This window comes from Streptomyces sp. NPDC001401 (genome assembly GCF_042895385.1).
Taxonomy (GTDB): domain Bacteria; phylum Actinomycetota; class Actinomycetes; order Streptomycetales; family Streptomycetaceae; genus Streptomyces.
In genome coordinates this window covers 462,300-483,820 of the sequence record NZ_JBIAWI010000006.1, presented here as the reverse complement: position 1 = coordinate 483,820, position 21,521 = coordinate 462,300, and the positions used below count along the sequence as shown (strand labels likewise).

General features: G+C 70.3%; 16 protein-coding genes and 3 pseudogenes. 10 read left to right on the top strand and 9 right to left on the bottom strand.

Annotated features, from left to right (window positions below):
- Together ACFY10_RS23440 and ACFY10_RS23435 are read left to right on the top strand one after the other, a co-directional pair.
- On the top strand, positions 1-404 hold a 404-nt coding region (locus tag ACFY10_RS23440; RefSeq protein ID WP_390667096.1), incomplete at its 5' end, for a DNA-directed RNA polymerase subunit alpha C-terminal domain-containing protein.
- A gap of 620 nt (positions 405-1,024) precedes the next feature.
- A pseudogene (locus ACFY10_RS23435) lies at positions 1,025-1,354 on the top strand (transposase); the annotation flags it as partial.
- 110 nt (positions 1,355-1,464) lie between these two features.
- Here the strand turns inward: ACFY10_RS23435 and ACFY10_RS23430 are convergent.
- A pseudogene (locus ACFY10_RS23430) lies at positions 1,465-1,695 on the bottom strand (cytochrome ubiquinol oxidase subunit I); the annotation flags it as partial.
- A gap of 68 nt (positions 1,696-1,763) precedes the next feature.
- Positions 1,764-3,242, bottom strand: coding sequence for an MFS transporter (locus ACFY10_RS23425; RefSeq protein ID WP_390667095.1), 1,479 nt, complete (start codon positions 3,240-3,242; stop codon positions 1,764-1,766).
- A gap of 101 nt (positions 3,243-3,343) precedes the next feature.
- On the opposite strand from ACFY10_RS23425, the gene ACFY10_RS23420 reads away from it, so the two are divergent.
- A complete protein-coding gene (locus ACFY10_RS23420) occupies positions 3,344-3,853 on the top strand; it encodes a MarR family winged helix-turn-helix transcriptional regulator (RefSeq protein WP_390667124.1) in 510 nt (169 codons plus the stop codon).
- A gap of 211 nt (positions 3,854-4,064) precedes the next feature.
- On the opposite strand, the gene ACFY10_RS23415 is transcribed toward ACFY10_RS23420, so the two are convergent.
- Entirely contained in the window at positions 4,065-4,757 is a 693-nt protein-coding gene (locus tag ACFY10_RS23415) for a M24 family metallopeptidase (protein WP_390667094.1), read from the bottom strand.
- A gap of 746 nt (positions 4,758-5,503) precedes the next feature.
- Complete coding sequence (locus ACFY10_RS23410; RefSeq protein ID WP_390667093.1) at positions 5,504-6,367, bottom strand: winged helix-turn-helix transcriptional regulator; 864 nt, start codon at positions 6,365-6,367, stop codon at positions 5,504-5,506.
- Positions 6,368-6,459: 92 nt separating this feature from the next.
- Between ACFY10_RS23410 and eno the strand changes: the two genes are divergently transcribed.
- The 3 genes from eno to ACFY10_RS23395 all read left to right on the top strand — a co-directional run bounded on the left by eno (position 6,460) and on the right by ACFY10_RS23395 (position 12,509).
- Positions 6,460-7,743, top strand: a complete 1,284-nt coding sequence (eno, locus tag ACFY10_RS23405; protein ID WP_390667092.1) for a phosphopyruvate hydratase — start codon at positions 6,460-6,462, stop codon at positions 7,741-7,743.
- Positions 7,744-8,464: 721 nt separating this feature from the next.
- Positions 8,465-9,898, top strand: a complete 1,434-nt coding sequence (locus tag ACFY10_RS23400; RefSeq protein WP_390667091.1) for a glycoside hydrolase family 43 protein — start codon at positions 8,465-8,467, stop codon at positions 9,896-9,898.
- A gap of 322 nt (positions 9,899-10,220) precedes the next feature.
- A complete protein-coding gene (locus ACFY10_RS23395; RefSeq protein WP_390667090.1) occupies positions 10,221-12,509 on the top strand; it encodes an alpha-L-fucosidase in 2,289 nt (762 codons plus the stop codon).
- A 99-nt stretch (positions 12,510-12,608) separates the two neighbouring features.
- Here ACFY10_RS23395 and ACFY10_RS23390 read toward each other — a convergent pair whose 3' ends face one another.
- Positions 12,609-13,679: a LacI family DNA-binding transcriptional regulator gene (locus tag ACFY10_RS23390; RefSeq protein ID WP_390667089.1), complete on the bottom strand. Its 1,071-nt coding sequence runs from the start codon at positions 13,677-13,679 to the stop codon at positions 12,609-12,611.
- A 133-nt stretch (positions 13,680-13,812) separates the two neighbouring features.
- Between ACFY10_RS23390 and ACFY10_RS23385 the strand changes: the two genes are divergently transcribed.
- Together ACFY10_RS23385 and ACFY10_RS23380 are read left to right on the top strand one after the other, a co-directional pair.
- Positions 13,813-14,193, top strand: coding sequence for a hypothetical protein (locus ACFY10_RS23385; protein ID WP_390667088.1), 381 nt, complete (start codon positions 13,813-13,815; stop codon positions 14,191-14,193).
- On the top strand, positions 14,160-15,695 hold the full coding sequence (locus ACFY10_RS23380; protein WP_390667087.1) for an amidohydrolase: 1,536 nt from the start codon (positions 14,160-14,162) through the stop codon (positions 15,693-15,695). The genes ACFY10_RS23385 and ACFY10_RS23380 overlap by 34 nt, the downstream gene beginning before the upstream one ends.
- A gap of 55 nt (positions 15,696-15,750) precedes the next feature.
- On the opposite strand, the pseudogene ACFY10_RS23375 reads toward ACFY10_RS23380, so the two are convergent.
- The 3 genes and pseudogenes from ACFY10_RS23375 to ACFY10_RS23365 all read right to left on the bottom strand — a co-directional run.
- Positions 15,751-15,954, bottom strand: a pseudogene (locus tag ACFY10_RS23375) (IS5/IS1182 family transposase); the annotation flags it as partial.
- A 121-nt stretch (positions 15,955-16,075) separates the two neighbouring features.
- Entirely contained in the window at positions 16,076-16,639 is a 564-nt protein-coding gene (locus ACFY10_RS23370) for an MBL fold metallo-hydrolase (protein ID WP_390667086.1), read from the bottom strand.
- Between the two features lie 52 nt (positions 16,640-16,691).
- Positions 16,692-17,306: a TetR/AcrR family transcriptional regulator gene (locus ACFY10_RS23365; protein ID WP_390667085.1), complete on the bottom strand. Its 615-nt coding sequence runs from the start codon at positions 17,304-17,306 to the stop codon at positions 16,692-16,694.
- A gap of 178 nt (positions 17,307-17,484) precedes the next feature.
- Between ACFY10_RS23365 and ACFY10_RS23360 the strand changes: the two genes are divergently transcribed.
- Both ACFY10_RS23360 and ACFY10_RS23355 read left to right on the top strand, forming a co-directional pair.
- Entirely contained in the window at positions 17,485-19,140 is a 1,656-nt protein-coding gene (locus ACFY10_RS23360; protein ID WP_390667084.1) for an amidohydrolase, read from the top strand.
- 94 nt (positions 19,141-19,234) lie between these two features.
- Positions 19,235-20,722, top strand: coding sequence for an APC family permease (locus ACFY10_RS23355; protein ID WP_390667082.1), 1,488 nt, complete (start codon positions 19,235-19,237; stop codon positions 20,720-20,722).
- 325 nt (positions 20,723-21,047) lie between these two features.
- Here ACFY10_RS23355 and ACFY10_RS23350 read toward each other — a convergent pair whose 3' ends face one another.
- Complete coding sequence (locus ACFY10_RS23350; protein WP_390667081.1) at positions 21,048-21,482, bottom strand: DUF2267 domain-containing protein; 435 nt, start codon at positions 21,480-21,482, stop codon at positions 21,048-21,050.
- Positions 21,483-21,521: the final 39 nt, after the last annotated feature.

Sequence of the window (21,521 nt, the reverse complement as noted above, 5' to 3'; positions counted from 1 at the left end):
GTGACGCCATGGCCTCCGCCGGTAAGACCCTGGTCGAGCTGTTCGGTCTCGCCCGCGAGCTGAACATCGACGCCGAGGGCATCGACATGGGCCCGACGCCGACGGACGCCGCCCTTGCCGCCGATCTGGTACTGCCGATCGAGGAGCTCGACCTCACCGTCCGCTCGTACAACTGCCTCAAGCGCGAGGGCGTCCACTCCGTGGGTGAGCTCGTGGCGCGCTCCGAGGCCGACCTCCTGGACATCCGCAACTTCGGTGCGAAGTCCATCGACGAGGTCAAGGCGAAGCTCGCCGACATGGGCCTGGGCCTCAAGGACAGCCCGCCCGGATTCGACCCGACCGCCGCTGCCCTCGGCGCGAACAACGACGCGGACGCGGGCTTCATGGAGACCGAGCAATACTGAACGCCGCCCCACGATCGCGATCTTGCTGGTCGGGGGGTGGTACACAGGCGGTCCCGGGGCCTGCCGCGTAGCGTGAGGGCAGAGGAGATGAGGGTAATGACCGGACAGATATTGACCGAGGTCAGCGCCGTCGTCGCGCCCGAGCGTGAAGCCGACCTTGTGGCGGCCTACCGAGAGCTTGTCGCCCGTCCTTTCCCTGATGGGCTGGTGCGAACTGAGCTGCTCAGCGGACAGGGCGGAGACTGGCGTATTCAGACGTTGTGGCGGGACCGCGCCGCCCTTGAGGCCGTGCGTGCGGCTCCGGACGGCCCGCCGGCGCCCCGGCTTTTCCGTGAAGTCGGCGCTGCCCCCGGACTCGCACTGTTCGACGTCAAGGTCCACTGCCTCGCGCCGGTCGAACGAGCTGATGCTCAGCTGCCCTGGTCCGGGGTGGCGCATCGACAGATGCGGCCACCCCTGATCATCGGATGTCGTGTGGACAACCAAAGATCAGGCGGTGGTCGAAGACCAGAACGTGGACCTTGCCCGGTCACATTCGGTGTTCGAGGGGCTGACGACGAAGGCGGCCGGCCGGTTCGCCCGGGTGGAGCCACGTCGCAGGACGCGGCCCCTTGACCTGGGCTGCGCAGGATACGGACCAAGTGCGTGATGACGTGCGGGCCTTCATTGTCGAGAACCTCGCCTACGAGGAAGCGGTCCTCGTCGTGGACGAAACCGGCGATGTGATGCAGGGCACCGGGAGCGTCGGGGTTCAGCGCCCGTGCACCGGGGCCGCTGGCCGGATCGAGAACGCCCAGGTCACCGTCTACCTGGTCTACTCCGCGAAGGCCGGGCACACGGCCATCGGCCGCCGACTCCATGTTCCTCGCTCCTGGACCCGGGCCCCGGACCGGTGCCGGGCCGCCGGCATCCCGGCCGACGTGGGCTTCGCGACCAAGCCCGCGAGGGCGATCAGCGCGGCGAGGGCGGCGAAGCCGAGCGGGGTGACCAGGCCGGTTCGGGCGCCGGTCAGCACCGAAGCGGACAGGATGCCGACGAGGCCGGGCAGCATGGCGCAGGCCATGATCGGGCCAGTCTTCGCCCCGTACGCGCCCCAGTTGAGGCCCATCTGGAAGGTGATGACGGCTCCGGCGACCGCGCCGATCGCGAAGCCGACGCCGAAGATGCGCCGCCAGAACCGGAACATCTGCAGCTAGACCGCCCTGCCGGTTCGCCAGTACAGGCCGTGGACGACCGACAGGAAGATCGACAGACCGACGGTGATCGCCGGGAAGGTCATGTGGAACATCACGGTGATGGCGAACTACCGTCGCGACAGTCGAGAAGACTCATCACTGCTCCCTTTCGTAAGGGGCGGGTTCAGGCTTCTGCGACCGGAGTGGCGGCGGGCGCGGCGGCGGTGAAGCGCGGGAGGGCGGCGGCGCCGATCGCGAGGAGGGCGACGATGCCCATGTGCACGTACTCGACTCCGGCGAAGGCGTGCGAGACGCCGTGCGGTGCGAGGCCGATGTAGAGGGTGCCGAGCGTGGCCACCCCGAGGGCGAGTCCGCTCTGCTGCAGGGTGATCAGCGCGCCGCTGCCGATGCCTCCCAGGTGCGCGGGCACGTCGGCGAGCACGCTGCGGAACAGGCCGGCGAACAGCATCGACTGCCCGGCCCCGGCGAGGGCGAGCGGTACGGCCATGGCCCAGAGGCTGACGTGCGGCCACTTCACGAGCAGGACCGCCACCAGGGAGACCAGTCCGGCGAGTTGGACGACGGCGCCGGCTGACAGCGCCGCCCTGCCGAACCGGCCGATGAGCCGCGGCGCGAACAGCGAGCCGGCGAAGAACAGCAGGGCCATCGGCAGGATCGCCAGGCCGCCGTGCAGGGCGTCGGCGTGCAGGCCGTTCTGGACGGTGAGGGCGAAGACGAACATGAACGCGCCGAAGCCGATGCTGAAGGCGAACACCATGACCAGGCCGCGGGACATCGACGGCAGGCGCAGCAGCGACGGCGGCAGCAGTGGGACCTCGCCGCGTCGCTCGGCGCGCTTCTCCACGACGTAAGTGGCGGCGCCGAGTACGACCGCGGCGGCGAGCAGCAGCCAGGTCCACCACGGCCAGCCCAGGGAGTGACCCTCGGTCAGCGGAACCAGCAGGGCGGTCAGAGTGGCGGCGAACAGCACGGTGCCGGGCAGGTCGATGCCGACCGGGTGGTGCGAGCGGGTGGCGGGCACGATCCGGGCCGCCACGATCAGCACCACGACGCCGATGGGCACGTTGACCAGGAAGATCGGCCGCCAGGAGGTACCGGCGATGTCGGCGCTGACCAGCAGCCCGCCCACCAGTTGCCCGACCACGGCGGCGATGCCGGAGGTGGCGCCGTACAGGGCCACGGCACGGGACTTGCGTTCCCCTTCGAGGACCTGGTGGAAGGTCGCCAGTACCTGGGGGATCAGCAGGGCGGCGGTGGCGCCCTGGACGATGCGGGCGGCGATCAGCGCACCCACGCTCGGTGCGACACCGCAGGCCAACGAGGCCAGCACGAAGCCCACGAGCGCGCCGAGGAAGACGCGGCGGCGGCCGTAGCGGTCGCCCAGCCGGCCGCCCAGGACGAGCAGGGTCGCGTACGCCACGCCGTATCCGGCTATCACCAGCTCCAGCGAGGACGCCGAGGCATGCAGGGAGGCGTCGATGCTGGGCAGGGCCACGTTGGTGATGAAGAAATCCATGATCGGCAGGAATGCGCCCGCCAGCAGGATGAACACTCCGGCCGGGTGCAGCCCGCCGACGCGGGCTGCGGCATGGGGCGAGAGCGCGGTCGCCCTGGCTGCCTGTGAGCAGGTGGTTGTCGTCATGACGACTCCAGAAAAGCGAAAGTTATGTACTCATAACTATGAGTCCATAAGGAGTATGCCCTCATAACCATATGGCGGCAACCCCGTACCCTGGAGCGGTGATGGAGGACCGAGCGCACCCGACAGGCCCGACAGCAGGGCCGGAACACGAGCAACGGTGGGCCGAACTGGCCGACCTCGTACTGATCATCAGCCGGGAAATCCAGTTCCGCCGCTACACGGACGAGCAGGCTGTCCACCTGTCGCAGTCCGAGGGCATGGTGATGCGCTACCTCAAGCACGACCCCGCCGCTCCGCCCAGCCGCATCGCGGACGCGACCGGTCTGCAGCGCACCAACCTCTCCACCGTTCTGCGCGGGCTCGAACAGAAGGGCTTCATCGAGCGGCGCGCCCACGCGGGCGACGGTCGCGGGGTGACGGTCCACTCCACCGAGCGCGGACGCAGCAACGCCACCTTGGTCCGGCAGGAATGGGCCGCGACGGTCTCCGAGGCCGCCGGCCACGACACCGAACACCTCGACGCCGCCCTCACCCTGCTCAGGGCCGTGGAGCACGGACTGACCAAGGCGCGACCGCAGAACCGTGCCACGGGTCCGGCGACACAACACTGACCTCTACAAACGTGGTTGCCCCCGGGAGACGTCGCGGCCCCCGGAAGTCCCCTCCCGCGTGCAGGTCGGCCCCCCAGCCCTCTCGGCTCCAAGCGCCCGGTGCAGGCTGGTGCCGATGACGGGTCAGCGCGCCGAAACGAGCTGCCGTGGCTCCGTTTCTCCTGGCCCGCGTACCGGCCTGTGTCCTCGCTCGACGCGCACCGTGCCGTGATCAGCCGAGGGTGAGCAGTTCCTCGTAGAAGCCGCCGAACTCCCGCTCCCGGTCGATGAGATGGATCTCGAGGATCCAGTGGCAGGAGCGGCCGGCCTTGTCGGTACGGCGCAGCGGGGTGTCGTTGGCAGGGGCGATGTACGACTCCACGTCCGCGCCGTCGATCCACTCGTGCGGGAACTCGCCGACCAGGTGCCCGGCGTGCCAGCCGCCCAGCTCCCAGCCGGCCTCGGCGGCGAGCCGCTCCGCCTCGGCGTACAACTGCTTGCCAGTGATGTCGGCGTGCTCGGCGAAGTACCGCTTGCCGGCGGCGAAGATCTTCGGCAGGTCGTCGCGGAGGCGGTGCTTGACCGGGTCGTCGCCGAGCACGAAGGTCCGGCCGAAGTCGGCCTCGTACTCCTCGAAGATCGGCCCGAAGTCGGCGAACACGATGTCCTCCACGCCGATGTTCCGGTCCGGCGGGTTCTCCCGGTACGGCTTGAGCGTGTTCGGGCCGGAGCGGATGATCCGCTTGTGCCAGTGCCGGGTCGTACCGAACAGCTCGTTCGCCAGGTCCCGGACCCGGTCGCTGACCGCCTGCTCCCCCTGGCCCGGCGCGACCAGCCCGCGCTCCTCGATCTCCGCGAAAAGCCGCTCGGCCTTCGCCTGGGCATCCAGCAGTCGCGCCGCGCGCGTGGGTTCGTCATCCGCCATGACGCCGAAGCTAACCAGCTAGATCGTCTGCGGCAATGGGATTCCTCATGGCTGCGGCTCGGTGCGGAGGGAGCCGCGCCTGCGGGCGCCTCGGGTTCGTGGCCGGCGATTGAGCAGGCGGCGCACACCGGACCTGGCCGGCCTGGGCGAGGGACAGGGCACCGCTACGACCTCGGCGTGGGTGGAGGAGAGCCCTGAGGCCGGGACCAGGTTGAAGCCCGCCGATCGGATGCGGCCGGTCTCGGTCTCGACGACGAGGGCGGGGAACGGGCTGCCTGTGCGTCCTGGTGCTTCCGGGTGGCGAGGCGGTTGAGAGGCACACGCGGTTTTCGTCGGTGGGGAGGATGTCGGGGACGTCGGCGAGTTCGGAGGTCACGCGCCGGGGAGCTGGACGCCGAAGTGGGTGGGCAGGGCAACGGGCAAGGCGATCCTGACGAGGGTGGCGAGCGGCGACGGGGCTGGTGGGTGTGTCGAGTGCCGATGCCGCGGAAGGCCGGGCGGTGTCTGAGACGGGCGGACGGCAGCCGGCTCAGACGTCTCGTCGGCCGTGGGCGATGCGCCGGCTGCTCCATGCGTGCTGACGGGCTCCGCGCCGGAGGTCGGTGCCGTGTGCGGAGGTGCCCGTACCGCGCGTCCCACGCTCCGGAGGCGAGGTCGGCGGCGAGCCGTACCATCCACGTTCCTCGGCGCGGGGTTCGAGGCTGTGAGAGCCGGCTTCATGGGGCGAGCGGTCGCGGCAGGGCCGTTCACGCCGTCCGGAGTGTGTCCTTTGCCAGGCGCAGGCTCTCGGTGACCGCATGCGGGATGTCGACGACCGGGAACAGCGCGTGTCGTACGGTCAGTTCGGCGTCGACGACCAGGACCAGACGCTTGTGGCGCAACCGCCCTGCCCCGCGGAAGGTGGGCAGCCGCAGGGCCGCGGCCAGTTGGTGGGCGGCGTCGGAGAGGAGCGGGTACGGGATGTCCTCGGCGCGGGTGAACTCCGCCTGCTCGTGGACGAGTTGGGTGCTGATGCCGCGCACATCGACACCCGCTCGGCGGAAGTCGGGCCAGGCGTCTCTGAAGAGCCGGTTCTCCAGCGTGCAGCCCGCGGCTCCGGGGATGGGGCCCCATTCGATCCCCGTGCCGGGGTAGGTGAACAGCACGGTGGCAGCGGCATCCGGTGAGACGACGGGCAGATCCTCGCCCTGGGCGCCGGGCAGTTCGAGACTGTCGCGGAGGCGGGTGCCGGTCAGGGCGTGCACGCGGGCGTGTTCGGCGCCGTCGGCCTCCGCGGTCGCGGTGAGGCTGCCGTCGCCCAGCACCCATCGGTCGCCCCAGTCCTGCATGGCGACGAGGAGGGGAAGCAGCGCCTCGCCAGCATCGGTGAGCAGGTACTCGTAGCGCACCGGGCGCCGCTGGTAGAGGCTGCGCCGCAGCACCCCGCTCGCGACGAGCCGGCCGAGCCGCTCGGTGAGCACCTTGCGGGACAGGCCGATCTCGGCGGCCAGCGCGTCGAAACGGACGTGCCCGCGGGCGACCTCTCGCAGCACCAGCACGTTCCACCAGTCCCCCAGGACCAGGGCGGCCTGGGCGATGCCGCAGGTCTCGTCAGCGTTGTGCATCCTCATGCACCCATAGTAGGTTCCCTATCGGGACTCACTTTGTTTCTTTCTGGAACTTATGCCCGCCGCCGTGCGGGCCCAGCGTGAGGAGTTGCACCGTGACCGCCATCAGCCGGGTCGTCGCACGGGAGATCATCGACAGCCGGGGCAATCCCACCGTCGAGGTCGACGTAGAACTCAAGGACGGCTCGCTCGGCCGCGCGGCCGTTCCGTCCGGCGCCTCCACCGGAGCCCGCGAGGCGGTGGAACTGCGCGACGGCGATCCAACCCGGTACCACGGCAAGGGAGTTCGGCGCGCGGTCGACGCGGTGAACGAGACCATCGCGGACGCCGTCACCGGCCTCGACGCCGAGGACCAGACGACCGTGGACCGCACCATGATCGAACTGGACGGCACCGACACCAAGTCACGGCTCGGCGCCAACGCCCTGCTCGGCGTCTCCCTGGCCACCGCCAAGGCCGCCGCGGCCGCCCACCGCCTGCCGCTGTACCGCTACGTCGGCGGGGTCGACGCCCGCCTGCTGCCGGTGCCGATGATGAACATCGTCAACGGCGGTGCCCACGCCGACAATCCGCTGGACTTCCAGGAGTTCATGATCGCCCCCATCGGGGCGGCCACCTTCGCCGAGGCCGTCCGCATGGGCTCGGAGGTCTTCCACACCCTGCGCGGCAACCTGCTCGCCGCCGGACACAGCGTGAACGTCGGCGACGAGGGCGGCTTCGCACCCGACCTGCGCACCGCCGAGGAGGCCCTGGACTTCGTCGTACGCGCCATCGAACAGGCAGGCTACAAGGCCGGTACCGACATCACCCTCGTCATGGACCCGGCCACGTCCGAGTTCTTCCGCGACGGCGTCTACGACTACAGGGGCGAGGGCGTCCGCCGCACCCCCGCCGAACACGCCGAGTACCTCACCGCGCTCGTCGACCGCTATCCCGTCGCCTCCATCGAGGACCCGATGGCCGAGGACGACCACGACGGCTGGCGCGACCTGACCGCCCGGCTGGGCGAGCGCTGCCAGCTCACCGGCGACGACGTCTTCTGCACCAACGAGACCCTGCTGCGCGCCGGCATCCGCGACGGCATCGCCAACTCGATCCTGGTGAAGGTCAACCAGATCGGCACCCTCACCGAGACCCTGGCCACCGTCGCCGCCGCACACCGCGCCGGCTACACCGTCGTCATGTCCCACCGCTCCGGCGAGACCGAGGACACCACCATCGCCGACCTCGCCGTCGCCACCGGCTGCGGTCAGATCAAGACCGGGTCGCTGTCCCGCGCCGACCGGACCGCAAAGTACAACCAACTCGTCCGTATCGAGGAGGAGTTGGGCACCCAGGCCCGCTATGCGGGAGCCGAGGCCCTCGGTCTTCGCCGCTGACACCGACGCGGTGAAGCACCCGAGCTGCCGTCAAGGCTTGAAGAACCCGGCCTCGGACAGGACCTTGTAGGCCTGGGCGGACTGCCCGAGCAATAAAGGCCTTGGCGGCCCCCGCCACAGGCGGCCTCTCTCCTGCGGTGGTCAGCTGACCGGTACCAGCCGACACTGCCGGCAGTTGTCGTTCAGCCAGGTGTTGCGGTTCACCAGGGTGTACGAGGTCGGGGTGGCCGCCGTCTCCCCGGAGGGACCTCGGAAACCTGAACGTGCGACCCCACCGCCACCGTCCACCCCAACCGCCTTCCCCGGTCCCCCGATCCACAGATGTCGGAGGTATTGACGCGTCCCCCTTCCCCCATTTAGCGTCTGCCCGACTTTACGAACGCCGTTCGATTTTTCGGACAACTCGCCCCACTGAACAGGGAATCTGCTGCGCAGGCTTCCCCCGACCAAGGACCTCGACGGCACACCGCAACACGCAACGGCGTTCCCCGTCACCGGCGGAGACTTCGGTCGCCCGCCGGACATCGCCGTGCTCCGAAGGCCCCTGGGGCCGAACAGGAGAGAAGCAGAAGTCGCACGGGAACAGGACGCCGAAGCGGCACAGGCGAAGCGCCACCTCACGGGCGCCCGAACGCCGTAGAACGTCCTGCTCCACCCCCCACCACTCCACCGCGCCCCTCGTCACCCGATGGTGGCGTGCGAAGGACGACAGGAGATGTACATGTCCGCGCTGCGCGCACGGCTGACGGCGATATTGCTCGCCGCGTGCCTCCTCTTCACCGGCCAGGCCCTGACCACACCGCAACATGCCGCCGCCGCCGATCCCGGCTACCTGATGGTGCACTTCACCGGGGACGGGTCCAACGGTCAGCAGATCTACTTCTCGCACAGCACGGACGGCCTGAACTGGAGTGATCTCAACGGCGGCGGGATAGCCCTGCGCTCCACGGTCGGCACGCGCGGAGTACGCGACCCCGCACTGGTGCGCTCCCCCGACGGGAGCCGGTACTGGATCATCGCGACCGACCTGTGCATCGGCTGCGGGCAGAACTGGGACCAGGCCGTCAACAACGCCAGCCGCAACATCGTGGTGTGGGAGTCGACGGACCTGGTCAACTGGTCGCAGCCGTGGCTGCTCAACGTCGCCGGCGCGATCCCCGACGGGCGCAACGCGTGGGCGCCCGAAGCGATCTGGAACCCGGAGACCAACGACTACGTCCTGTACTGGGCGACGAACGCGACCCTCAACGGCGTACTCAAGCACCGTATCTACTACGCCCGCACCACCGACTTCCACACCATCACCACCCCGCAGGTGTACATCGACCGCCCCGGCACCCAGGGCATCATCGACACCCAGATCGTCGGGGTACCGGCCGGAGTCGGCAACTACCGCTACGTGCGGGCCTCCGGCGACGGCCAGATCACGCTCGAAGGCAGCAACTCGATCCTCGGCACCTGGACCGCCCTCGGCAACCTCTCCGGCATCGGCCTGACCGGTTCGCAGGTCGAAGGCCCGATGTGGATGAAGGCCAACGGCCGCAACGAGTGGGCCCTCTATCTCGACCAGTACGCCTCAGGGGGCGGTTACATGCCGGTCCTGACGACCGACCCGTCCAATCCGGCGGCCTACCGGAAGCAGGCGTCGGGAAGCTACAACATGGGCGGCACGAAGAAGCGCCACGGCTGGATCCTGAACCTGACGGCCGCCGAGGAGAGCCGTGTGCTCGCCCGCTGGCCCAACACCGCGATCAACCGGCTCCAGTCGTACAACTTCCAGGACCGGTACGTCCGGCACACCAACTTCGACGTGCGTATCGACCCGAACGTCAGCCCCGCCGACGACTCCCAGTTCCGGCTGCGGCCCGGCCTGGCAGGCTCCGGCACCGTCTCCTTCGAGTCGGTGAACTTCCCCGGCTACTTCCTGCGCCACTCCAACTACGACTTCCAGCTCGCCCACAACGACGGCAGCAGCCAGTTCGCCCAGGACGCCGCCTTCCGCAAGGTCGCCGGGCTCGCCGACTCGACCTGGTCGTCGTTCCAGTCGTACAACCACCCGGACCGCTACATCCGGCACTACGCGTACGAGCTACGGCTCGACCCCATCACCAACGCGACGGAGCGCAGCGACGCCACGTTCCGCGTGACGAGCTGACCGAACGCCTCACATCTCCATCAATACATCCAATGTTTGGTTTGGTCACCAGGGCCCTGACCATGCATGTAGTGGGGAACTGCAAAGACTTACGTCACGGGACTAGACGAGAGCAACGTTCGTACTCGTTAATACATCCCATGTCTTAGTGGAGCGGGCCGATAGGTCCGAGGCCCCTACCGGCCCCGGACCCATCGGCCGAGCCGCGCTGCCGCCCTGCCCACAGCCGCCGACTCCGGGCGGGGTTCCCCACGACCGAACAGGACGAAAAACAGTGCCGCAATCCATCTCACGAAGATCAGTTCTCGCCGGAATGGCGGCCATGACGGTGGCTGCCACCGTCGGCTCCGCCGCGCTGGCGACACCCGCGTACGCGGCAACGGCCGCCACCCCCCTGCCGCTCCCTCCCCTGCGGATTCCCAAGGTCGATCTGGGCCTGGAGCAGCAGCCGGACTCCAAGATCCAGTGGCTGATGGACGCCAAGCTGGGCATGTTCATCCACTGGGGGCCGTACGCGGGCCCGGCCAAGGGCGAGTGGTGGATGCACAACGGGCCGGTCACGCCTGCGGACTACCGGAAGTACGTCACCGACGCGACGAGTGAGCAGTTCACCGCGGACGCCTACAACCCGGCGGCCTGGGCGCAGTTGGCGAAGGACTTCGGAGCGAAGTACACGACGCTGACCACCCGTCACCACGACGGGTTCGCGATGTGGCCGCTGAACCACCCCAACGCCTGGAGCTCCGGACAGGCACCGCTCAACCGTGACTTCGTCAAGGACTATGTGGCGGCGGTGCGGGCGGCCGGGCTGAAGGTGGGCCTGTACTACTCGCCCATCGACTGGCGCTACCCCGGCTACTACGACGTCAACGGCACCAACTGCGCGAGCAACCCGTGGAATTACACCACCGATCCGGCGCACAAGGAGAACGCGCGGATCATGAAGACCGAGGTGTACCAGTCGGTCAAGGAGCTGGTCACCCAGTACGGCGTGATCGACGACCTGTGGTGGGACGGCGGCTGGATCGCCGAGCAGGGCACCGACGCGGACGGCGCGTTCTTCTGGGAGCCCGGCCAGTTCCGCGACACCGCCAACCAGTGGCAGGTGGACGCCACTTACGGCGAGACGGACTCCAGCGGCAAGCCGCTCGGACTGATGGGCATGGTCCGCAAGCACCAGCCCGACATCGTCGCCACCTCACGCTCCGGCTGGAAGGGCGACTACGACAGCGACGAGGGCCCGGGGGTCCCGACCGGGGCGATCCGCACCGGCAGGCTCGTCGAGAAGGTCTTCAGCATCATCGGCACGTGGGGCTACTCCAACACCGCTGTCATGAGCTACGGCACCGCCCTGAACATCCTGGTCAACTGCTGGGTGCGGAACATGACCGTGATGGTCAACGTCGGCCCGGACCGGCACGGCACCGTCTCCGACGGCCAGGCCGGCCTGCTGCGGCAGATCGGCGCCTTCATGAGCGTCTGCGGCCAGTCCGTCTACGGCACCCGCGGCGGACCGTGGAACCCGGTCGACGGTCAGTACGGCTTCACGTACAAGGACAACACCTTCTACGCCCACCTGCTGCCCGGCTACAGCGGCACCGCCTTCACCACCCCGTCGATCGCGGACGCCCAGGTCAAGCGGGTCTTCGATGTGCGCTCCGGTGCCAACCTGTCGTTCTCGGTCGCAAACGACGGCCGGATCACGATCAGCGGCATCGACCGCACCACCCATCCCCAGGACAGCGTCGTCGGCGTCACTCTGGACCGCGCCGTGCAGCCGGGCGACATCGCCGCCGGCAGGACCGCGACCGCCGACAGCGAGGAGACCTCCAAGGGCAACACCGCGGCGAAGGCGGTCGACGGGGCCACCGCCACCCGCTGGTGCGCCAACGACGGCAACACCGGCCACTGGCTCAAGGTCGACCTCGGCTCGACCCGCTCGCTGACCGGCAGCCGGATCGCCTGGGAACTGGACAAGACCAACTACCAGTACAAGATCGAGGGCTCCACCGACAACAGCACGTGGACCACGCTCGTCGACAACACCGCCACCGCCGGCACCAGCCAGGTCCAGACGGCCGTGTTCCAGGCCCAGGCACGCCATGTCCGCGTCACCGTCACCGGGCTGCCCGCCGGGGTGTACGCGTCCATCCGCAACCTGGAGGTCTACGACCGGCCCTTCACCGCGGACCTGGGCACCTACAAGGTGATCAACCGCAACAGCGGCAAGGCGCTGGACGTCGCCAACGCCTCGACGGCCGACGGCGCCACGCTCATCCAGTGGCCCTACGGCGGCGGGACCAACCAGCAGTGGAGCCTCCTGCCGAACACCGACGGATCGTTCCGACTGGCCAACGTCAAGAGCGGCAAGCACCTGCAGAGCCCGGGCAGCACCCAGGGCGCCACCCTGGCCCAGGAGTCCGACAACGGCGGTGACAACCAGTGGTGGAAGCTGGTCCCCTCGGCCACCAGCGGCTACTACCGGCTCGTCAACGCCCGCACCGGCTGGTGCGCCGACGTCGCCAACGCCTCCACGGCCGACGGCACCAACGTCATCCAGTGGCCCGGCACCGGCGGCTCCAACCAGGACTGGCAGATCCTCGCACTGTGACGACGCCAGGACGGGGGCCGTGCCCCGTGACGGCGCGGCCCCCGGCCTGCGTCGCCCATCACGGGCGCTGCCCCCGGCAACCGCCAAGGGACAGTCCGCTCAACCGACCGCGCCGGGCAGGCGAGCGGCGGGCCTCGACGAGCGAGAGCGCCGTGTGGACCGTCGAGGGAGCAGCACCGGTTGCACGAGCCGTTGCCGGTCCACGCCGCTGCGGGCGTTGATGACAGCGATCAGCAGGTCGACCGCTTCGGCGCCCACCCGGTCCGGCCGGAGGCTGAGCGTGGTGACGGGCGGGGTGGTCGTCGCGTAGTCCGGATCCTCGCTGACACACGCCACCAGCAGATCCCGCGGCACTCGAAGACCGTGGTGGCGAGCGGCGGCGAGGATGTTGTGACCGGAGTCGGAGTAGACGCCGAGGACAGCGTCCGGTCTTGGATCGTGCTCGAGCAGCCGGCTGACCGCGTCCTGTTCGGCCGTGAAGGGGTCGGGCAGCGGGGCGTACTCCTCCACGAGGGCGGGCATGCGCTGTTCGTCGCACCACGACCGGTAGGCGTGCGCGATCAGGTGCGGGTACGCGTCGTCGTGCAGGGGCAGGGAGAGCCCGATCCGCCGGGCGCCGGACTGCGTGAGGTGGTCGAGCAGGAGGCGCAGGCCCGCTTCGTAGTCGGCGTCCACCCACGTGTCGCACCAGTGCGGCTGGGGCGGCCGGCCTTCGCAGACCATCGGTATGCCACGCTCCTGCAGGATGGAACGCACCGGGTCTTCCGCGCGCGGATGGACGTGGATGACGCCGTCCATCGGCGTGTTGAGCCACATCCACGGTGACATCGAACTCGGCATCACCTGGAGCAGATAGCCGCGCTTGTGTGCCGCCGCCATGGCGCCCAGCGCCAGCTGTGCGTAGTACGGGATCTCGGTGTACGGGACGGGAAGGTCGCCGTACGTCGTCATGGTCAGGCCGAGCACTCCGGTGCCGCCGCGCGCCAGGGCACGGGCCGTGCTGGCCGGGGCATAACCCAGTTCGCGTGCCGCGGCCAGCACACGCTGCCTGGTCGCCTCGGACAGTCGTCCGGTGCCGTTGAGCGCATTCGACACCGTGGCCGTGGACACCCCGGCACGTGCGGCCACGGCACCCAGCGTGGGACGCCGCCAGGCACGCGAGCTCGTCATGTGTACCCCATGTTCCCCAACAGCCCCGTGATGTTCCCCAACAGCCTCGTGACGGCTTGTGGTTATGACCTTAATCAATCGGCGTGCCGGGCGACGGCGGCCCGGACCGGCCGCCGGGTGAGGAGTTAATCAGATGCCCGATGTCTTCGGCGGCACCTCTGCGGCACCCGCGAGCGGCCCGCTCCACCGGCGGACGTTCCTGGCCGCGGCCGGGGCAGGTGCCCTCGCGGTGGCTGCTGCCGGTACAGCCGCACAGGCCGCCACCGGCCGGCATCCGGTGCGGGTGTCCACCGTGATCCTGAACGGAAGAGTGTTCACCGCAGCCCACGGCAGCGCACGAGCGCAGGCGGTGGCCGTCGGCAGCGACGGAAAGATCCTCGAGGTCGGGTGCGACGCGGACATACGGCGGCGCATCGGCCCCCGTACGGTCGTCATCGACGCGGGCGGCGGGCCGTCATGCCGGGCCTGCAGGACGGGCACATGCACCCGCTCGGCGCGGCCGCGCAGTCCCTGAACCCGTCGCTGGGCAATGCGTCCCTGACGGTTCCTCAGTTCCGCGCCAAGATCCAGGAGATGCTCGACGCGACGGCGACGCAGGAGCCGGACGGCTGGCTCCAGGTGGCCGACTGGAACCCGGTGGGCCTGCTGCCAGCGGGCACCGTGGCCGACAAGAAGGTGCTCGACTCGCTGAACACCAGGCGCCCGATTTTCCTGCAGGGTTCGGACTTCCACAACAGCCTCGCGAACAGCAGGGCGTTGGCCCTCGCGAAAGTCGACCGCACCACTCCCGATCCGGCGGGCGGACAGATCGTCCGCGACGGCGCCGGGGAACCGACCGGCCTGCTGAAGGACGACGCCCAGGGGCTCGTCGCCGGGGTGATCCCTCCGCCGAGCGCTGACCGGATCGAGGCCGCGCAGGTCAAGATGGCCGGCATGCTGCTGGCCGCCGGCATCACGTCCTTCCTGGACGCCGCCAGCGGCGAGGACACCGTCAAGACCTACGCCGAGCTCATCGGCAAGGGCCTGCTGCCGCAGCACATCACCCCCGCGCTGCTGATCGACGCCGAACTCGCCAAGAAGCCCCGGGCGGCGGCCGAGTACCTGCGCGGCGTGCGCCGGCGCTTCACCGGACCGGACACGCTGCGGCTGACCACCGCCAAGGTTTTCCTGGACGGTGTGATGGAGTTCCCGGCGCAGACCGCCGCCCTGCTGGACCCGTACCTGGACGCCGAGGGCAGGCCGACCGATCAGCGTGGCACCCTGCACGTCAGCGATCGGGACTACCGGGCTCTCGTCGCCGCCCTGGACGCGGACGGCTGGCAGTTGCACGCCCACGCCATCGGCGACCGCGCCGTACGCACGGCCCTGAACGCCTACGAGGCCGTCGCCCGCCCCGGCCGACGGCACACCATTGCCCACCTCCAGCTGGTGCATCCCGACGACTACCGGCGCTTCGCCCGGGCGGGAGTGGTGGCCAGCATGCAGTTGCAGTGGGCGATGCCCTCCGCGTTCACGAACGACGCGCTGCGGCCCTATCTCGGGCCGGAGCGGTACGCGCGCCTGTATCCGGCTCACAGCCTGGCCAAGGCGGGGGCCCGGCTGGCCGGTGGCTCGGACTGGCCGGTCGACCCGCTGCTGCACTTCACCCAGATCGCCACCGCGATCGACCGCAGCAACCCTGAGGAGAACGACCCACCTCTCAACACCCGCGAAGCGCTGACCCGGCTCCAGTCGCTGGTCATGCACACCGCGGGTGCAGCGCACCAGCTGCACGACGGCGGCTCGGGAACCGTTCGGCCGGGCCGGCGGGCCGATCTGATCGTCCTCGACCGGGACATCGCCAGCGTGCCGGTGAAGGACATCCGCGCCACCAAGGTCCGCTACACCCTGGTCTCCGGACGGGTGGTCCACGACGCGGCATCGGAGACGGGACGGGCCCGAGCCGAGGCGGCGCAGCACATGGGCGCGCTGGGCGCCGGCCGGACACGCGGTGGTTCCTGCTGCCAGGGGCACTGACCCGAGCAGGGGGACGCGCCCCGGCCCAGCCTGGTGACTTCGCCCCGCCGCGTGCGGCGGGGCGAAGCGCTGCGAACATGCGGGTGCAGGCTCGGGGTACGGCGGTGACGTGGGCTTCGATGCCAGCGAGGTTGATCGTGACGCCGGTGAGTTGGTGCTTGAGGCCGGTCGTGACCAGTCCCTTGTAGCGGGATCTGCGCAGAGCGCAGCGCTGGACGCCCTGGGCGGTGGCGCCTTCGACGCCGGTACGGATGTGGTGGCACTCTCAAGTGCGCGCTCCTCCCCCTTGGTCCCCCTGGGTCAATACCGGTGTGGGAAGGGGGAGGGCGGGACGGCGTCGGCCGATGGTCCACGCCTGGGCGACGAAGGTGCGCGGCAGGCTAAAGAGGCGTCGACGCCGACGGCACGAACGGTGCCCCGTGTCCCGGCACGATCAGCGCCGGGCCCAGGGCCAGGACCTTCTCCCTGGCCGCCCGCAGCTGCTCGCGGTCGGGCGCGAAGGGGTCGTCGGCCGGTCCCTCGGCGGTCCACCACAGATGGGTCAGGACCACCAGGCCCTCGTCGGCCCCGACCAGGGTGCTGACGTCCTCGGCGGTGTGGCCGGGGGTCGTCATGAGCGTGATCGACGGCGACAGCTGGTATCCGTCGGCCTCGCGGTCCTCCCAGATGTCGTTCTGGTAGATCGCCATGTGATCGTGGAAGCGGGCCTCGGGGAACAGGGCCGCGTTCAACGTGTGGTCCGGGTGGTGGTGGCTGAAGATCACGTCGGTGACGTCTTCCGGGCTCAGTCCGTGGTGCGCGAGCGGGTCCAGGATGAGCCGGCGGTCCGCGACCATGCCGGGATCGACGATCGCGACCGTCTCGCCGTCGACGAGCAGGGTGACGGTGCCGGCCACCCGCTCGTCGGCGTAGCCGGTGGTCAGGACGTGGAAGGCAGCGGTCATGAGGGGCTCCTCGGGTGAGCTGATGGGTGGGGTGTGGGGCCGTCCGAGCCGGTCACCGGGGCAGGAACGCCCGGAAGCCGGTGAGCAGGGCTCGCAGACCGGTGTCGAAAGCGAGCTCGGCCCGGCGGTGGTCGGTGGGGGTGTCGTCGAGTACGGCACTGAGGTGGGGGGCGGTCTCGCGGGTCACGTCGGAGACCATCACCGGCGGCGCGACGAGGTCGAGGGCCGAGCCGAGGATGAAGCTCTCCATCGCGTTGATCAGGGGCATGACCTGGCCGGCGGTGAAGCCGGCGGTCAGCAGGAGTTCGGCGACCTTCTCGTACATCGCATGCATGAAGGGCTCGGCCAGCGGTGCCGTCGCGAGCAGCGGCACCGCCCCGGGGTGGGCCGCGAAGGCCGTGCGGTAGGAGCGGGCCCAGGCCTCCAGGGCCTGATCCCAGGGCTGTGCAGAGTCCCAGTCGTCGGGGCCGGTCTCCAGGGCCAGCTCTTCCCGCATGAGCGAGATGATCTCCTCACGGCCTGACACATGGTGGTAGAGCGCGGACGGAGCGACCCCGAGTTCCCGGGCCAGGGCGGGAATGGTGAGGGCGCCCTGCTCATCGGCGATTCTCAGCGCTGCCGCGCCGATGCGCCGGCGGTCCAGCAGAGGGGTGCGCGGCCTTGCCACGTGGGCTCCTCTTCATCGGTCTCCCCCGCCGGGCGGCGGCACGCTGCCCGCGGCTGTCACTCGAACTTTACCGAATGACTTTCAGTAAAACCCTTCCCGACCGTTCGAGCGGTGTCTACATTACCGAAACCGAATCAGTTTCAGTTCGGTTGTCGTACGACGGGAAGGGCGCACCACCATGCAGGCCGACATCGTGTTCACCGGAGGGACCGTCAGGACCGGGGCCGCAGAGGGCCCGGTGCTCGACGCCCTCGCCGTCACGGGCGGCAGGATCAGCGCGCTCGGCCCGGCGGCGCTCGACGCCCGCGGCAGCGGCACCGTCGTGGTCGACCTGCAAGGAGGCGCCCTGCTGCCCGCGTTCGGCGACGGGCACGTGCACCCCGTGATGGGCGGCCTGGGCCTGCTCGGAGCACCCGTCCGCGAGTGCACCTCGGTGGCGGGGATCGTCGAGGCCGTACGGCACTGGGCCGACGAGCACCCCGAAGCCGAGTGGATCACCGGCGACGGATTCGACGCCTGGCTCGCCCCTGACGGCCGGTTCGACGCCCGCCTGCTGGACGCGGCCGTCCCCGACCGGCCCGTGGTGCTGCGCACGATGGACCACCACACGGCGTGGGTGAACAGCGAGGCGCTGCGCCGGGCCGGGTTCACCGCCGCCACGCCCGACCCGGACGGCGGGGAGATCGTGCGCCGGGAAGGCTCCGCCGAGCCGCTGGGCACCCTGCGCGAGTTCGGCGCCGTGCTTCCCGTCCTCGACCTCGTCCCCCAGCCGTCCCACGACGCGCAGGTGGACGCGCTGCGCGAGACCGCCGCCCGATTCGCCGCCTCCGGGGTGACCTGGGTGCAGGACGCCTGGGTGGAACCGCACCACGCCGACGTCTGGATCACCGCGGCGACCAGTGGTCCGGGACTGCCGATCCGTGCCGACCTCGGCTTCTTCCTGGGACCGGAGCACTGGCGCGAGCGGGTCGCCCGGCTCGCTGCCGAGCGTGAGCGGGTGGAGGGTGCCGCCCCCGGGCTCCTCACCGCGCACACCGTGAAGTTCTTCGCCGACGGGGTCGTCGAGTCCGGCACGGCCGCCCTCCTGGAGCCCTACGTCGACTGCCCGCACTCCCACGGCATCGCCAACTGGACTCCGGCGGAACTGGCGAAAGCCGTCACCGCGATCGACGCCCTCGGTTTCCAGCCGCACATCCACGCGCTCGGCGACGGCGGTGTCCGGGTCGCCCTCGACGCGATCGAGGCCGCGGCCCGCACCAACGGCCCCCGCGACCGCCGCCCGGTCATCGCCCACGCCCAGCTGATCCACCCTGCCGACCTGCCCCGCTTCGCCGAACTCGGGGTGATCGCCAATCTGCAGCCGCTGTGGGCCCAGCCCGACCGGCTGATGACCGACCTCATCCTGCCGAAGATCGGCCCGGAGCGCGGCGCGCGCCAGTACCAGATCGCCGCCCTGCTCTCCTCCGGCGCACACCTCGCGTTCGGCAGCGACTGGCCGGTCACCGATCACGAACCGCTGCGGGGCATCGCCACCGCCGTGACCCGCCAGACGCCCGACGGAATCCCCGAGGGCGGCTGGCTCCCCCAGGAGCGGATCGACACCACGACCGCCCTGGCCGCCTACTCCGCCGGATGCGCCTACCAGGCGTTCGAGGAGAAGGAATGGGGCGTCCTGCGCCCCGGAATGCGCGCCGACCTGGTGCATCTCGCCGCCGACCCGGTCGAGACCGCTCCCCGCGACCTCGCGCACCTGCCCGTCCTTGGCACCTGGCTGGCCGGCCGGCGCACGCACGGCTCCGGCACTCCCGACCCGGTACCCGCCGTGGGGCGATAGCCTCACGGCGCGGTCACGGCCGGGCCTGCGTGCCAGGGACAAGTCCCCTCCACTCCCGTCCCCCGTCGACCTCATGCATCACGCGGAGACCTCCATGACCGAGCCCCACACCTCCACCGCTCCCCAACAGCCCCCGGCGGCCGCCGGTACGGATCCGGCCGGCCGTCTGCAGCGCGCCACGCTCGGCGTCGCCGACATCGTCTTCTTCGTCGTGGCGGCCGCCGCGCCGCTCACCGTGATGGCCGGTATCGCCCCGCTCGCGATCCTCTTCGGCGGCATCGGCGCCCCTGTCGCCTATCTGACGGTCGGCGTCGTGCTGTGCCTGTTCGCGGTCGGTTTCACCGCCATGACGCCTTACATCCGCAACGCGGGCGCCTTCTACTCGTACGTCTCCCGGGGCCTGGGCCGCCCTGCCGGACTGGGTGCGGCGCTGCTCGCGGTGTTCTCCTACAACGCCCTGCAGATCGGCACCTACGGGGCCTTCGGGTTCTTCGCCGCCGGCACCGCGAACGACCTCCTGGGCATCGACCTGCCCTGGCCGGTCTACGCCTTCGCGGGGATCGCCGTGGTGTGGTTCCTCGGCTTCCGGTCGATCCACGTGGGCGCCAAGGTCCTCGCCGCTCTGCTGATCGCGGAGACCGCCGTCCTGGTGCTGCTCGCCGGCGCGATCCTGGTCAAGGGCGGCGCGCATGGCCTGAGCCTGGCCTCCTTCGCCCCCTCCCACGTCTTCACCTCGCAGATGAGCGCACCGCTGGGCCTCGCCATCGCCGCCTTCATCGGATTCGAGGCCACCGTCCTCTACCGCGAGGAGGCCCGCGACCCCGACCGCACCGTGCCCCGCGCCACCTACCTGGCCGTCGGATTCCTGGGCCTGTTCTACACGTTCGTCGTCTGGGTCATCATCCAGGCCTTCGGCGACGACCGGGCCGTCGGGGCCGCGGCACAAAACCCCGCCGAGATGTTCTTCACCGCCATGACCCACTACGTGGGCGGCTGGGCCACCGACCTCCAGCGCGTGCTGATCGTCAGCAGCCTGCTGGCCTCCCTGCTCGCCTTCCACAACGCCATCACCCGCTACGGCTACGCGCTGTCCACCGAGGGGGCCGCCCCCGCCCGCCTGGGCCGCATCCACCCCCGGCACGGCTCGCCCTGGGTCTCCGGCATCGCGCAGACCGTGCTGGCAGCCGTCGTCACCGCCGTGTTCGCCGCGATCGGTGCGCACCCCTACAACCAGTTCCTGCTGTGGGTGAACACCCCCGGCGTGGTCGGCATCCTCGCGCTGCAGACGCTCGCGGCCTGCTCCGTGGCCGTCTTCTTCCGCCGCAACCCCGGCGCCGCCGCGGCGGGGCGCCTGCGCACGGTCGCCGCACCGGTGGCCGCCGCGCTCCTCCTGGCTGTGATCACAGGGCTGGTCTGCACGCGGCTCAGTCTCTTCACCGGTGCCGGACCGGCCGTCAACTGGACGCTGGTCGCGCTCACTCCGCTCGTCTTCGGAGCCGGGGTGGCACTCGCCCTGCGGATCCGCGGCAACCGGCCCGACGTCTACGCCAGGCTCGCCACCACCGACGTCGACTCCGTGTGAGCGAGGCTTCGGTGGCCCCGCCGCGGGGCGTGAAGTCACCACGGCGGGGCCACCGAAGCCTGACCGGCGCGTCTCGCTCTCCGGGGCCCACTCGTCGGCGCACGGGTCCGCGGACGAGGGGCCCGGGCAAGGGAGGCAGCCGGCCGTCAGCGGACTGCGTATGAGTGGAGCTTCCAACATCGGCTCACTCGGCGCCGGTGACGGACCACGTTGTGGTCCCGGCGGCGTCAGCATGTTGCCGCCGGGACCGTGACGCGTCGCTGGCTTTGCAGCCGTGCATGCGTCATGGTCACCGGTGTGTTGCGGTGCGGGAAGTACGGACCGTCTATGCGGCTTTGGTGAGTTCGGCGCGGCCGAACAGCAGCGCGTAGCCGGAGGGGAGCCGGTGCAGGATGCGGGTGACGAGGTCGGGTCCGGCGTAGGCCGCGACGGCGGAGAAGACGGATCCGGTGTCCCAGCGGGTGGTGGCCAGGGAGCCGCCGGTGCGGGCGGCGAGGTCCTTGACGAAGGCCCAGCCACCCAGCGGCTGGGTATCGGGGATCTGGGCGGTGAGAACGCGTGCGGCCTCAACGGGCAGGCGGGCGGCCAGTTCGACGCGTTCGTCGCCGGTCAGCTGGCGTCCCAGTCCGGCGAGGACGAGGCGGACGGCTTCCTCGGCCTTCTCACGGGTGGGGTAAGCGCCGTCGTAGCGGACGTTTTCCAGCATCTGCTCATACGCCCTGCCGTAGGGCTGCTGGAGAGGTGCGCTGTGGTCGGACATCACGGCGGTGGTTGCCTTTCTGTCACCGAGGTCGTGGTG